General features: G+C 47.3%; 13 protein-coding genes. 6 read left to right on the top strand and 7 right to left on the bottom strand.

All coding sequences use genetic code 11. From position 1 onward, the window contains the following. From dnaG to amrS, 4 genes are all read right to left on the bottom strand, one after another. Complete coding sequence (dnaG, locus tag NC99_RS17530) at positions 1–1,947, bottom strand: DNA primase (protein ID WP_053186774.1); 1,947 nt, start codon at positions 1,945–1,947, stop codon at positions 1–3. A 129-nt stretch (positions 1,948–2,076) separates the two neighbouring features. Further along, entirely contained in the window at positions 2,077–2,526 is a 450-nt protein-coding gene (locus NC99_RS17525) for a DUF2147 domain-containing protein (RefSeq protein ID WP_053186771.1), read from the bottom strand. Positions 2,527–2,613: 87 nt separating this feature from the next. Then, positions 2,614–3,456, bottom strand: coding sequence for an AmmeMemoRadiSam system protein B (gene amrB, locus NC99_RS17520; protein WP_053186768.1), 843 nt, complete (start codon positions 3,454–3,456; stop codon positions 2,614–2,616). Further along, entirely contained in the window at positions 3,437–4,471 is a 1,035-nt protein-coding gene (gene amrS, locus NC99_RS17515) for an AmmeMemoRadiSam system radical SAM enzyme (protein ID WP_162231249.1), read from the bottom strand. Before amrS ends, amrB begins: the two co-directional genes overlap by 20 nt. A gap of 212 nt (positions 4,472–4,683) precedes the next feature. Between amrS and pepF the strand changes: the two genes are divergently transcribed. From pepF to NC99_RS17480, 6 genes are all read left to right on the top strand, one after another. Further along, positions 4,684–6,576 (top strand): oligoendopeptidase F, encoded by a 1,893-nt coding sequence (pepF, locus tag NC99_RS17510; RefSeq protein ID WP_053186764.1) that lies wholly within the window; start codon positions 4,684–4,686, stop codon positions 6,574–6,576. A 160-nt stretch (positions 6,577–6,736) separates the two neighbouring features. Further along, entirely contained in the window at positions 6,737–7,540 is an 804-nt protein-coding gene (locus NC99_RS17505) for a class I SAM-dependent methyltransferase (RefSeq protein ID WP_053186761.1), read from the top strand. A gap of 440 nt (positions 7,541–7,980) precedes the next feature. After that, positions 7,981–8,574 carry a flavin reductase family protein gene (locus NC99_RS17495; RefSeq protein WP_053186883.1) on the top strand — a complete coding sequence of 198 codons (594 nt, stop codon included), beginning with the start codon at positions 7,981–7,983 and terminating at the stop codon, positions 8,572–8,574. A gap of 88 nt (positions 8,575–8,662) precedes the next feature. Continuing rightward, positions 8,663–10,768 carry a M3 family metallopeptidase gene (locus NC99_RS17490; protein ID WP_082326554.1) on the top strand — a complete coding sequence of 702 codons (2,106 nt, stop codon included), beginning with the start codon at positions 8,663–8,665 and terminating at the stop codon, positions 10,766–10,768. A gap of 174 nt (positions 10,769–10,942) precedes the next feature. Continuing rightward, positions 10,943–11,341 (top strand): heme-binding domain-containing protein, encoded by a 399-nt coding sequence (locus tag NC99_RS17485; protein ID WP_053186756.1) that lies wholly within the window; start codon positions 10,943–10,945, stop codon positions 11,339–11,341. A 10-nt stretch (positions 11,342–11,351) separates the two neighbouring features. Continuing rightward, positions 11,352–11,816 (top strand): heme-binding domain-containing protein, encoded by a 465-nt coding sequence (locus tag NC99_RS17480; protein ID WP_053186754.1) that lies wholly within the window; start codon positions 11,352–11,354, stop codon positions 11,814–11,816. Between the two features lie 96 nt (positions 11,817–11,912). On the opposite strand, the gene NC99_RS17475 is transcribed toward NC99_RS17480, so the two are convergent. From NC99_RS17475 to NC99_RS17465, 3 genes are all read right to left on the bottom strand, one after another. Then, on the bottom strand, positions 11,913–12,371 hold the full coding sequence (locus NC99_RS17475) for a toxin-antitoxin system YwqK family antitoxin (RefSeq protein WP_053186751.1): 459 nt from the start codon (positions 12,369–12,371) through the stop codon (positions 11,913–11,915). A 181-nt stretch (positions 12,372–12,552) separates the two neighbouring features. Then, positions 12,553–12,912 carry a carboxypeptidase-like regulatory domain-containing protein gene (locus tag NC99_RS17470; protein WP_053186747.1) on the bottom strand — a complete coding sequence of 120 codons (360 nt, stop codon included), beginning with the start codon at positions 12,910–12,912 and terminating at the stop codon, positions 12,553–12,555. 259 nt (positions 12,913–13,171) lie between these two features. Continuing rightward, positions 13,172–14,548 (bottom strand): TrpB-like pyridoxal phosphate-dependent enzyme, encoded by a 1,377-nt coding sequence (locus NC99_RS17465; protein WP_053186743.1) that lies wholly within the window; start codon positions 14,546–14,548, stop codon positions 13,172–13,174. Positions 14,549–14,733 lie beyond the last annotated feature (185 nt).

Below are 14,733 nucleotides of genomic sequence, written 5' to 3'. Positions count from 1 at the left end.
TTAACGGGTAACTGTCCGGTTACCAAGTTGTTCCGATAGGTGTTTTTCAACAGTTTTTAGTTTGAGGTATTGGTTTTGAATGCCCATCACTTTTTCCAAGTCTGAGGCGGCCAGCTGAATGCCTTTTTCCAGGTCGGCAAGCATGTTTTTCACCTTTCGGAGTTTGTATTCCTGCACAATCTTGGGAACAATCAAATCCAGAATTTCGCTTTCGGCTTCCACAAAGGCACCGCCGCGTTTCCATCGCTTGCTTTCCACGTATTTTTCCGACAGCAGGTCGCTGGACAGCTGGCTGATTTTCTGGTCGGAATGGTTGATGAAAAATTGAGTGGGCCGGAAGTCGGCATTCTCCAGATTTTGTCGAAAAAGATCCAGAATTTGGTTGATCAGCTCATTGTCTGAATACAAGCCGTCATTTTCAATTTCTTCCAAAACAAAACGGCCCACCGAGATCGAAATCGTTTCCCCCCGATTTTCGCCTTCTTCCTCAAACACTTCCTCATGAAAATATTTCAGCATCACCCGCAAAATTTCGCGTTCTTCAATTTCGCAAAGGTTTTTCATCACTTTATTTTCCTGCGGAACAACGGGCTGGCGTTGCTGTGCGGCTTGCTCGCGGTATTCTTTCCGGCGGCTGTCTTCCGACTCCTGCCGCATCATCTTGCGAATCTCGGTGTACAGAATGTCTTCACCAACATCCATCAGATTGCTACACTCCTTAATGTACAACGAACGGGTGATGGCATCGGGCACCACCGAAATGGAGCGGACAATATTGCTGATCAGTCGTGCTTTGCTTACCGGATCGTTCTCCGTGTTTGCAAGCAATAGTTTGGTTTTGAAACGGATAAAATCCGTTTGGTTTTCCTCAATGTATTCCTGCAGTTGGGTGGAGCTCATGGAGCGCGAAAAAGAATCAGGATCTTCGCCTTTCGGAAGAAGCAAAACTTTCACGTTCATGCCTTCTTCCAGTACCAGGTCAATCCCGCGAAGCGAGGCTTTAATTCCAGCGTCGTCGCCGTCGTAAATGATGGTGATGTTGGGCGAAAAGCGTTTAATCAGCCGGATTTGATCGGGCGTTAAGGCCGTTCCCGACGAAGCCACGACATTTTCGATGCCCGCCTGGTGAAAAGCCAGCACATCGGTGTAGCCTTCAACCAAATAGCATTTGTCCTGTTTGGTAATTTCGCGTTTGGCCTGAAAAATACCATACAGTACCCGGCTTTTGTGATAAATTTCCGATTCGGGAGAGTTGAGATACTTGGCGATGTTCTTGTCGCTTTTCAGGGTTCGCCCGCCAAAAGCAGCCACCCGCCCGGCCACGTTGTGAATGGGAAACATGACCCGCCCGGCAAAACGGTCGCGCACCCAATCGTCGCGTTTGATGGTGAGTCCGGTTTTTTCCAGATATTCCATTTTGTAACCCTGCTTTTGCGCCGCCTGGGTAAAAATGTCTTTTCCGTCGGGGCAGTAGCCCAGCTCAAATTTTTTGATGATGTGATCCTGTAATCCCCGTTCGCGCAGGTAGCTCAGGCCAATGGTACGGCCTTCGTTTTCTTCCCACACGTAGCGGGTGAAGTATTTTTGAGCGAAAGCCGACACGATCATCATGCTTTCGCGATCATCTTTTAGCTGCTTTTGCTGCTCTGTTTCCTCTTCTTCCTGAACATCGATGTGGTATTTTTTTGCCAGCCACTTCAGTGCTTCAGGATACGAAAGGGCTTCGTGTTCCATGATGAAGTTGACGGCATTGCCCCCTTTTCCGCAGCCAAAACATTTGAAAATGCCTTTGGCTGGCGACACCGTGAATGAAGGTGTTTTTTCGTTGTGAAACGGGCATAAGCCAAGCTGGTTGACCCCTCTTCGCTTGAGGGTAACAAATTCCGAGACGACGTCTGAAATCTCGGCTGCATCCATTATTCGGTCAATTGTTGCCTGGTCGATCATACCCACAAAAGTAGGAAAATTGACCAATAACGAAGGGGCCTGTTGAAAAGTTCCGGCGGAAGAATTTTATCGGCCGAAATTCAAATTTTGCTTGTCAGAAACAAGTATTTGCCTGTGCGCAATCCGGGTTCAATTCAAACTGGTGCGTGTCCACTCGGTCGATTTGCCCAGCCATTTGATGCCCACGACATAGCCTTTCAAAAAAAGTTTGTTTGGATCATCTTCAAACCAGCCATAGCAATCGTAGGTTTTACCCGACTTGGGATCATAAATTCGTCCGCCTTGCCATTCCTGGTCATCCGGGCTGTATTTCAGGCTGCTTAAAATCTGAAGTCCGACAACCGAGCGGTCGCGCAGAGCCGGATCGGGGTTTTCATCGTCTTTCGGCGGCTGACCGTTTTCATACTTCTCCGGAATCATGTAAACAATTTTACCAACGAACTGACCGTGTTCTTCAACCACTTCAATTTTCGATGTTTTTTCATCGTTCCACCAAATACCGGTAATGTCGGACGCTTGTTGGGCCGAAACCGTGTTCAGCCAAAGTCCAAAAAGAAAAAGAATCAGAATTTTCTTCATGTATTTATTTTTTATGACTCATGCGATGATGGTGGGTAAAGATAACAAGATATTGGAAAAACAAGTCAGACGGTTTGTCATTATAAATCAAGACTCATAACAAAGAAACGAGATGTAATCGACCACTTTGTTGGCCGGAAAAACCTCGCCCGAGTTTCCCTTTCGCAACAACTCCATGGCCGGTTTGTTGCCCGACAACCGGGCATATTCAATCAAGGCCATCATAGGGCCATAGCCGCAAGCCGAAATCTGGTGCTCTTGGACGGCATCGTATAGCTTCTGTACGTTTTTGGCTAAAATCTGGTCAATGGCAAACTGATCTTTGTTCAAAGCTGTTTGTGGCGATTCGTAGTGTGAAAAATCGGACGAGGCAATGACCAGCACACTGTTTTTTGTTTGTACTGCGGCCTGGTGAATTTTGGCGGCCAGCGAAACCGCGCTCGAAACCGTTTGCCGGTTCATCGTAATCATAACCACGGCAAAAGGAGCCAGGGCATAAAGCTGGAGAAACGGCAACTGAACTTCGCCCGAGTGCTCCAGCGAATGGGCTTTGTTGTTGGGCACAATATCCAGCGCTTCGAGAAACTGCTGGTCGGCTTCGACCTGTCCCAGCGGAGTCTCCCAAAACGAGTAGGTGCTGGTGTTGTACCATCCTGTTCCATAGCCCGTATGATTGGGATTAATGATGACGATGGTGTCGAAATGCTGACCACTTTGTTTCAGAATATCATAAAAATGAATGGCCTCGTAGCCTGAGTAAGCGTATCCCGCATGGGGTACAATACCGCCAATCAGCTTGTGTTTGGCCAGCCTGAGTTTAATGCTGTCTTTTTCAATCTGGTACACATCCTGAACCAACTGTCTCAAATCGGACGCGGTTCCCGGATAAAAACTTCCGGTGAAGATCGAGTTACGAATGGTCGTATTCATGGAGATAGTGTTTGATAACGGCGGTTTTGCAGCGCTTGCAGGCGCCCCGGGCATCCAGCCCCACTGGCAAAATCCGGTACCTGTCGCGCTCAATCAGCTTGGCGTTACAATGCGGACAAAACGTATCGCCATGGTCTCCGGCAAACAGGTTGCCCAAATACACATGGTGCAAAAAGTTCTTAGCCAGGTCGTACATCCGAAACAAAGTATCGGCTGGTGTTGGATCGAGTTTTAACCGGTAGCCCGGGAAATACCTGGACAGGTGAAGCACCGTTGAACGCCCGGTCTCATCGGCAATCCACCGGCACAGCTGTTCAAATTCGGCTAAATCATCATTCAGTCCGGGAATAATCAGGCTGGTTAGCTCCAAATGACACGAGGATGCCGCAATTTGTTTGATGGTTTTCAGGACCGGATCCAGTTTCCCTTTGCAGTAGGTTCGATAAAATTTTGAGCTGAAGGCTTTCAGATCAATGTTAAAAGCTTCAATCGGCCCAAGCAGGCTGTTCAGTGGTTCAGAATTGATGTAGCCATTACTGATCATGGCGGTGTGCAAACCCACAGCCCTGGCGTTAACAGCTGTGCTCAGCATGAATTCGTAGTTCACCGTAGGCTCGTTGTATGTGAAAGCCACGCCAATGTTGTGTGCCGTTTGTTTGGCCAGTTCAACCAAATCTTCCGGCGCAAAAAAATGCCGGTCTTTTCCGTCATCAGTTACTCCGCATTGCGACAAAGGGTGATTTTGGCAAAATGAACAGTGCAAATTGCATCCGGCGGTTCCTACCGACAAAATTTTTTCCCCGGGGTAAAAATGGTACAATGGTTTTTTTTCGATTGGGTCGAGGTTCATGGCTTCCAGCCTGCCGTAAGCCTCTGAAAACAGCACACCATGGCGATTGATCCGGACTCGGCAGTCGCCTGCGCCTTCTGGTTCAATTTGGCAGTCAGCAGGACATAGGTGGCAGTTGATTTCCTGATCATCTAATTTGCTGTAAAAAAGTGCTTCATGCATCATATCCCTGTTTTTGCTGATAATCGGGGTAAAATCAGCCCCAAAATTGATCTCTAAGAACCTATACGCAATCAAATGATAAAAGGTATTCACACCCGACATGCCATAAAACAAGCGTGAAAAAAATATGAATAAGGTCTTTTTTTATACGGGCGGGTTGTAATATCTTCACCAAGCAGATACCTATCAATAGAAACGACACAACTTTTATACATATGAAGCGATTTAATCTGAAAACAAACATGATCGTGTTGACTATTTTGGCGATGTTTGCAGCCATGAATAGTTACAGTCAGAAAACACGGGAAGAGATCCCGGAACAGTACAAGTGGGATTTAAATGACCTATACGAATCGGACGAAGCCTGGCGACAGGCGTTTGACGATTTGTCTTCCAGGCTGGATGAAGTGGAACAGTTTAAGGGAACATTGACCCAATCGGCCGGGAATTTGCTGAAAGCGCTGGAATTTAACACCGGAATAGCCAAAGAAGCCTCCAAAATTTATTTGTATGCCGGCATGAGTTCCGATTTGGACACCCGCAACATGAAGTACAACGGCATGAAACAAGAGTTGCAGTCGTTGTTTTCAAACTTTGGAGCCAAGGCAGCCTTTATCGAGCCGGAGATTTTAGCAGCCGATTGGTCCACCATCGAAAAGTTCATGAAGGAAGAGCCCAAGCTTGAAGTGTATCGCATGGGCTTGGAAAACATGTTTCGCACCAAAGCGCACTCGCTAAGTGAGGCCGAAGAACGCATCATGGCCCTGTCGGGCATGGTGTCCTCGGTTCCGCAGTCGGTTTACGGCACCTTCTCCAATGCTGAAATGCCCAAGCCGGAGGTCACGCTGTCTGACGGGTCGAAACTGGAAATTGGCAGCGCTGAGTATAGCCGCTACCGGGCATCATCCAACCGTGCCGACCGCGAGATTGTGTTCGACGCTTACTGGAACAACTTCGCCCGTTTTCGTGCCAGCTACGGCGAAATGCTGTATGGCAATATCAAGGCCGACATGTTCCGCGCCCGCGCCCGCCATTACGAGTCATCGCTCGAAGCGTCGCTCTATCCCAATAATATTCCGGTTGAAGTGTACCACTCGCTGGTCGATAACGTAAATGAAAACCTGCCAGCCTTTCACCGCTACCTGAAAATCAAAAAAAGGATGATGGGTGTAGATACACTGAAATACCTGGATCTGTATGCTCCTGTGGTCAAAAATGTTGATTTGAAGTATACCTATGATGAAGGAGCCGAAATTATTCTGGAGGCCCTGAAACCCCTGGGCGAAGAATATGTGAACACGGTAAAAAAAGCTATTGACGAACGCTGGATTGATGTATATCCCACGCCCGGCAAACGCTCCGGGGCTTATTCCAATGGTGCCTTCTACGATGGTCATCCTTTTATTTTGCTGAACTACAACGATCTGTACTCCGACGTGAGCACCTTTGCGCACGAACTGGGGCACACCATGCAGAGTTATTTTTCAAATAAAACCCAGCCTTACCCCACAGCCGATTACGTGACTTTTGTGGCCGAAGTGGCTTCCACTTTTAACGAAGTGCTGCTCTTTAACTACATGCTGGACAAGGTGGAAGATGACGATGTTCGCCTGTCGCTGCTCATGGAATGGCTTGATGGTTTCAAAGGCACTTTGTTCCGCCAAACACAATTTGCCGAGTTCGAACTGAAAATTCACGAAGAAGTCGAAAAAGGCAAGCCCCTCACCGGTGATGAGTTCTCTGAGATTTACACCGACATTGTGAACCGCTACTACGGGCACGACCAGAATATTTGCTATGTGGATGATTACATCAATATGGAGTGGGCTTTCATTCCGCATTTCTACTACAATTTCTATGTTTATCAGTACAGCACTTCGTTTACGGCATCCATTTCGCTGGCCGAAAAAGTGATGAGTGGCGACAAGCAAGCCCTGAAAAACTACATGGATTTCCTTTCGGCAGGCGGATCAGACTACCCGATTCCACTGCTGAAAAATGCTGGTGTGGACATGACCAGCTCCGAGCCATTCGACAAGGCCATCGCATCGATGAACAAGGTGATGGATGAAATTGAGAAGATTTTGGACAAGAAGGAGAAAGAGTAACCCAGTTACTGATTGTCCGTTTACAAGCCGGCTTTCCGATTTCGGAAGGCCGGTTTTTTGGTGAAGTTTGGTCCGTTGCCTGAACGCTGCAGTAAGCGCAACACGCTCGCTAACCGAAAAAGTTTCCTTATCTTGGTGATTCGTATAAAACACAAACCACATGAAGCTCGAGGAAAACTACATCGAAATCAACAAACAGTCGTGGAACAATAAAATTTCCAGCCACCTGCAATCCGACTTCTACGATCTGCCGGGTTTTCTGGCTGGCAACAGCTCGCTCAACCCCATTGAGCTGCAACTTTTGGGCGATGTTAGGGGGAAAAGCATCCTGCACCTGCAATGTCATTTTGGGCAGGATACCCTGTCGCTGGGACGCATGGGAGCCCAGGTAACCGGCGTCGACCTGTCGGACAAAGCCATTGAGCAAGCCCGCCTGCTGGCCGAAAAAACCCAGGTGGATGCCACCTTCATTTGCTGCGACATTTACGATTTGCCCCACCAGCTGAACCAACAGTTCGACCTGGTTTTTACCAGCTATGGCACCATTGGCTGGCTGCCCGACCTGGACCGCTGGGCGAAGCTCATTTCCCGCTTTCTGAAACCCAACGGGCGTTTTGTTTTTGTTGAATTTCATCCTGTGGTGTGGATGTTTGACGATCAATTCGAAAAAGTGGCTTACAACTATTTCAACGACGGCGCCATTGTTGAAACCGAAACCGGCACCTATGCCGACCGCGAGGCCAAAATCAGCCAGGAGTTTGTGTGCTGGAACCACAGCCTGAGCGAGGTGGTGAATAGTCTGATTCAAAACAAACTCGAAATTAACTCGCTTGACGAGTTTGACTATTCGCCCTACAACTGTTTCAACAACACGGTTGAACTTGCCCCCAAAAAGTTCCGGATAAAACACTTCGGCAACAAGATCCCGATGGTTTATTCTCTTGTTGCAAGCCCAAAGCCGTAGGGCCGGCTCCGCCCTGCTCAGCCAAAACATTGGCCTGTTTTATCCATTTAAAATGAAGAAGAACACACTGTTTCATTTTATTTCCATGAAATTGGAAGCGAAAATCAACCGCCAGCTTTCACTTCCACAGAATTGGAAACGAAAATCAGCCGTCAACTTTCATTTCCACAGAATTGGAAATGAAAATCAGCTGCTAACTTTCACTTCTACAGAATTGGAAATGAAAACCAGTTATCAACTTGTGCTTCCACAGAATTGGAAGCGAAAATCAACCATCAACTTTCATTCCGATGAATTTTGAAATGATTTCAAGCTATGCCAGGCGGACATTTCGGAAGAGACCTCCGTTCCAGCCGACTTTTTTTACCTTTGCAGCAATAAAAAACTGTTGCGGATCAGCAAGCGTCAGGTCAACCGCAACGCGAAACGAAAACGGAACAATGGGAAAAGTGAACTGGAAACCCGGAACCATGGTGTATCCGCTGCCGGCCGTGCTGGTCAGTTGTGGCGAAACACCCGACGAACATAACCTGATTACCATCGCCTGGACAGGCACCCTGTGCAGCGATCCGCCCATGTGTTACATTTCGGTCAGGCCCGGCCGCCATTCCTACGAAATCATCAAGCGAACCGGCGAATACGTGATCAACCTGACCACCGAAGAGCTGGCCCGCGCCACCGATTGGTGCGGGGTTCGCTCGGGCAGGAAATACGACAAATGGAAAGAAATGGGACTCACGCCTGCCCCGGCTACCGTGGTCAAAGCGCCCATCGTAGCCGAAGCACCCATCAGCATTGAGTGCCGGGTGAAGGACATTGTGCCGCTGGGCACGCACGACATGTTCATCTCCGAAGTGGTGAATGTGCTGGCCGACGAACGCTACATCGATCCCGAAACCGGTGCCTTCAGCCTCAAGCAATCCGACCCGATCTGCTATTTGCACGGGCACTATTTTAAAATCGGTAAACCCATCGGCAAGTTTGGCTGGTCGGTTGAGAAGAAAAAACGCAAGAAGAAAAAAAATCACTCATGAACTATTCCCTAAGTTTTCTGTAATAATCTGGTACAACTGACGACAGATCTTGCACAACTTTATTTGCTGAAAACTTAAAAAAAACCACATGAAAACACATTACAGGGTGCTGGCCACCCTTTTAGTTTTATTGACTATGATGACAACACAAGCAGAGAACAACGAAAATCCCTTACTGAAACCTTTTCAACACATTCATCAAACGGCTCCGTTTGGGGAGATAAAAAATGAGCACTTTCTTCCGGCATTCAAAGCGGCCATAGAAGAAGCACGTGCAGAAGTTCAGACGATTATTGACAATCCGCAAGCGCCTTCGTTCGAAAATACGATAGTGGCCATGACCAGATCGGGCGATCGCTTGTCAACGATTCGCAAAATCTTTTTCAACCTGAACTCGGCCGAAACCAACGACGAGATTCAGAAAATTGCGCAGGAAGTGGCGCCCATGCTTTCGGAGTTTGGCAACGACATCTCGCTCAACCCCGATTTGTTCGCCCGTGTAAAAGCGGTGTATGAGCAGAAAGATGCCCTCAATTTGAATCCGGAACAAAAAACCTTGCTCGAAAATTCGTACCTCGGGTTTGTACGCAGTGGCGCTAATCTAAATGAGGCCGACAAAGCCCGCTACCGCGAAATCACCAGCGAACTGTCGAAATTAAGTCTGAAGTTTTCGGAAAACGTGCTGGCCGAAACCAACGCTTTCGAACTGCATATTACCAATGAAGACGATTTGGCCGGGCTCCCCGATTTTGCCAAAGAAGCGGCAGCACAAACGGCTCAGCAAAAAAACAAGGACGGTTGGATTTTCACCTTGCAATATCCCAGCTACATTCCGTTTATGACTTATGCTGACAACCGGCAGCTGCGTGAGAAAATGTTCCGGGCCTTTTCTACCAAAGGCAACAAGGACAACGAATACGACAACAAGGAAATCATAACCAAAGTGGTGGCACTGAAGCTGGAGAAAGCAAAATTGCTGGGATACGAATCGCACGCCGATTACACGCTTCAGCGTCGCATGGCCGAAACGCCCGAGCGGGTGTTGGACTTTTTGGAAGACCTGCACCAGGCTTCGCGACCTGCTGCTGAAAAAGATTTTGCCGAAGTGGTCGATTTTGCAAAAGCGGAAGGCTTCAACGACGAATTGCAACGCTGGGATTGGGCCTACTATTCAGAGAAACTGAAAAATGCCCGCTACGGATTCAAGGAAGAAGAAGTGAAACCTTACTTCAAACTTGAAAAAGTGATTGACGGGGTTTTTGACCTGGCCAAAACACTGTATGGATTGGAACTGAAAGAAAACAAATCGATTCCGGTTTATCATCCCGACGTAAAAGCCTACGAAGTTTTTGATACCGAAGGGAAATTTATTTCCGTACTGTACATGGACTTTTTCCCACGCGACGGCAAACGCTCCGGCGCCTGGATGACCGATTTCCGCGGACAGTGGCTGGAAAATGGAGAGGATATTCGTCCGCACGTGAGTATTGTGACCAACTTTACCAAACCGACCAGCACCAAGCCTTCGCTGCTTACTTTCGACGAGGTGACCACCTTTCTGCATGAGTTTGGACACGGACTGCATGGCATGCTGAGCCAATGTCAATACGAAAGTACAGGCGGAACCAACGTATTCTGGGATTTTGTGGAACTGCCTTCCCAAATTCATGAAAACTGGGCCTACGAAAAAGAGTGGCTCGACCGCTTTGCCGTGCACTACGAAACCGGCGAAAAGCTTCCGGAAGACTTGGTTGAAAAAATTATTGCCGCCAAGAATTTTCAGTCAGGTTACGCTTCCGAACGCCAGCTAAGCTTGGGTATGCTCGATATGGCCTACCACACCATAACCGAGCCGCTGACAAAGCCTGTTGCCAAAGTTGAGGCCGAAGCCATGGCACCCACCGAGCTCTTTCCGCGGGTGGAGGGCAGCTTGACCAGTACCTCTTTTGCGCATATTTTTGCGGGCGGTTATGCTGCCGGCTATTACAGCTACAAGTGGGCCGAAGTGCTCGATGCTGATGCCTTTTCAGTTTTCAAAGCCAATGGAATTTTCGACCGGAAAACCGCCGATGCTTTCCGTACCCATATTCTTGAAAAAGGAGGAAGCGAGCCGCCAATGGAACTCTACATCCGCTTCCGCGGACAAGAACCCACGGTTGATGCCCTGCTCGAACGAAGCGGGTTGAAGAACTAACTTCAGATAAAAAACAGATTCAAGCCTGGGCGATTTGCTCAGGCTTTTTTGTTCATCATTTTTATTGTCCGACAACTATTTATTCTCCCCATTCAACATTTAAAACCCTTTGAACGTTTTGCTTAGAACCAATAAATATTGAAAAACACAAATGCTATTTAAATCAAACTGTTTATGAAAAATTTAAACCTGATTACCAGCCTGTTTTTATTGTTGTTATTGTCCTCTTCCATATCATTTGCCGATGAGAAACCCGATGAAAAAAAAATCACCCTGAAAATGCCTGAGGATGTCAGAGCGGTGGTCGACAATTCGTGCTTTGGCTGCCATAACACCGACTCACGTAATGAAGATGCCAGGGAACATCTTGATTTTAAAACCATGCACCAACTTTCCGACATTAAAAAATTGGGTGCATTCAAGGAAATCCGCGAGGTGATTGAGGAAAACGAAATGCCTCCAAAAAAGTTTTTGGAAAGACGCCCCGAAAAAGAACTTACTGAAGAACAGAAAAAGATCTTAATCGACTGGGTGAAAAAAGAAAGTGTGGCGCTAATGAATCAAAACCAATAAACGCGGGCTCATGCGACGGATTTTCCAACTACTCATCCTCCTGTTTATTCTGGCGCTCGTTGTAATCCAGTTTTTTCAACCCGAAAAAAACAAGGGCGAAATCGACTCGAATCACATCTTAAAAAGCGAACAACTCCCGGAAGAAATTTCGAGTTTGCTTTCCAATGCCTGTCTCGACTGTCATTCAAACCAAACCAACTACCTGTGGTATCACCAGGTGGCTCCGGTTTCGTGGTTTATTAACGGGCACATTACCGAGGGCAAAAGTGAGCTCAATTTGTCGGATTGGGGAAGCTGGGATCCGATTGACAAGATCACAGCGCTTGACGACATGGCAACGGAAGTCAAAAAAGGTAAAATGCCCTTGCAATCGTATGTTTTGATACACCGTAAAGCCAAGCTCTCCGAAGAGCAAAAAGCAAGCCTGACGGCCTGGGCCGAGTCGCTCAGCGAAAAAGTATTAACCGGCGAATAACGAGAAAGCAGATTTGTGCCAATTTCGTATCCGGGAAAAAAAGGAAGGAGCTTCACAATGAAACTCCTTCCTTTTTTATTGTTTGTTCAGTAAACGTCAGAATTGCCGTTCGCTGATTAATTGTCCTTCGGAATCATATTGTTTCCACACGCCGGTTTTTTCCCCATCGCGATAATACATGTCGTACAGCAAGTTACCCTGGTCGTCCCAGATTTTCCATTCGCCATGCTTTTTCCCGTTCTGGTAATTGGCCAAACCGATCTTTTGCTTTCGTTCATTGTAGGTGATCCAACTTCCGTGCATGACATTTTTCTTGTAACTCCGGATCTCATTCAGTTCACCATTTTCAAAATAAACCAGCACTTCTCCGTCTTTTTCACCGTCAATGAGGTTCATTTCCAGCCGGGTGTTTCCGTTGGAATAAACGCTGGTGTAAAATCCGGTATAAGGCGTGGAACCGCGATAGTACACCCCATCAACTTCTTTGATGCTCTGTGCTTGCGAGCTCAACACGCCAAGCAAAATCAAACCGATCAGTAAACTTAATTTCTTCATGCAATTGAATTGTTTTGTCGTGGGACGGCCGCGTCAACCTAAAGGTAAATCAATTTTGCTGAAACGCACGATCCCGATCATTTTAGAAGGTTTTATTCTATTTTTAAAACGATAACAAGAAAAAACCGCTTCTGCTCTCAGAAGCGGTATCAATCTTAAGTATAGAATAAGCCGGAAGCGTTTAGTTTGCTGTTCTTAAACTAAAATCAACCTGGCTCTTTTTGAGACTTACCCCGACATTTTCAACCGAAGTTTGCTCGTAGGAAATATAGGAAGCTGTCAAATTATAGGCTCCGGTTTCAATGTTTTCAAAGTGGTATTTTCCGTCAAAATCGGTGTAGGCAACCTGGTCGGTTCCTTCCAAAACAACTTTTACGCCGACCAACGCTTCGTTGGTCTTCTGGTCTACCACCTGACCACGCAGCGTGGTAAACGATTTGGTTTCGGTTTTATCTTTTTCGGCCTGTTGGTTCTCTTTCTCAGAGGCAAACGAAAAAGAAAGTATTCCAGCGAATAAAACGGTAACGATTAATGCTTTCATCTTTTTGAAGTTTTTGTTCGATTCAAAACTACTTCGATCTGATTAAAGCAGAATTACAGTCTGATTAAAGTTTGATTAAAAGAAAAAAGTTGGTCATTGGATGATTAGTCATTGGGGATTGGGGAATTCATGGGCAGTGATTGGATCTTGGGTTAATGCTTGCTTTTTGATTCATAAAAAAAGTCCTGCCAAATTCGACAGGACTTTAATATTTACTGATCGGATGGGCTTCAAGTCATCCGATCAAAACTAATCTCTTTTACTTTGGAAGCGGATAACCCTGAAGTTTTTCGAGGTTCAGCGCAATCTCCGACTCCGGGTATTCGTAGTCGTGCAGTTCGCCATTCAGGTATTTGTCGTAACCTACCAAATCCATCAATCCGTGGCCACTGAAGTTGAACAGGATTGTTTTTTCCTTGCCTTCTTCCTTGGCCTTTTTAGCCTCGCGAATCACAGCAGCAATGGCATGCGTGGTTTCCGGAGCGGGAATGATGCCTTCGGTTTTTGAAAAGAGTAAGCCAGCTTCGAAACATTCGCTTTGGTGAATGGCCTGTGCTTCCATCAGTCCGTCGCGCAGGGCCGCACTCACCAGGGGCGCCATGCCATGATAACGCAAACCACCAGCATGAATGGGCGCCGGAACAAAGTTGTGACCCAGGCTGTGCATGGCCAGAAGCGGTGTCATTTGCGCCACATCGCCATTGTCGTAAATAAATGGCGCTTTGGTCAGCGTAGGGCACGAAAAAGGCTCGGCACCAATAATCTGGATGTCGGCCCCATGAATTTTGTCGTACATAAACGGGAAGGAGATTCCGGCAAAGTTACTTCCACCGCCACAGCAGCCAATCACAACATCGGGTTTGTCGATTCCGACTTTGGCCAGCTGCTTTTTGGCTTCCAGCCCAATGATGGATTGGTGCAACATCACATGGTTCAACACTGAACCCAGCGTATAGCGGGTTTTGCCGGTTGGGTCGCTAACGGCAGCTTCAACCGCTTCGGAAATGGCAATTCCCAATGATCCGGGTGTGTCCGGATATTGTGCCAGGATGTCTCGTCCGGCTTGGGTTTCCATACTTGGACTAGCAACGCAGGTTCCTCCCCAGGTGTTCATCAGCATTTTGCGGAAAGGCTTCTGTTCAAAGCTTACGCGCACCATAAATACTTTGCACTCGATGCCGCCAATGACTGAGCAGGCAAACGACAAGGCTGATCCCCACTGTCCGGCACCGGTTTCAGTCGTCAGTTTTTTGATGCCAAACTGCTTGTTGTACCAGGCCTGTGGAATGGCTGTATTGGGTTTGTGGCTTCCGGCAGGCGAAACCCCTTCATTTTTGTAGTAAATTTTAGCCGGAGTTCCCAAAGCGGCCTCCAGTTCGTAAGCCCGAACCAGCGGACTTGGACGCCAGCGAAACAGGTGTTCGCGAATTTCTTCAGGAATATCAATCCAGCGTTCCTGGCTGACTTCCTGCTCAATCAGGTTCATCGGAAAAACAGGCGCCAACATTTCGGGAGTCACCGGCTTGCCGTCGGGCCCAAGTGGCGGGTTTAAAGGTGTTGGAAGATCGGGAGCTAAATTGTACCACTGCTTGGGCATGTCCACTTCGTCCAGGTAGATGTGTTTTTGTCTGGCCATAATTTATTGGTTTTTAATTCGTCTTTTAAATTAAAATGGGGCCTGCTGCATCTGCAACAAACCCCATTTCACGGCCTTTATGATCGTAAAACAACAGTCTGCTCCAGCGTTTCCATTTTCACGTTACGCCAGTGCCACTCAGTTCCGTATAAAGGCATTTGATACATCAATTCGTTAATTTCCCG

Origin of the sequence: Sunxiuqinia dokdonensis (assembly GCF_001270965.1) — a bacterium.
GTDB lineage: Bacteria > Bacteroidota > Bacteroidia > Bacteroidales > Prolixibacteraceae > Sunxiuqinia > Sunxiuqinia dokdonensis.
The sequence above is the reverse complement of the archived record's forward strand: the minus strand, read 5'-3'. Positions and strand labels throughout refer to the sequence as shown.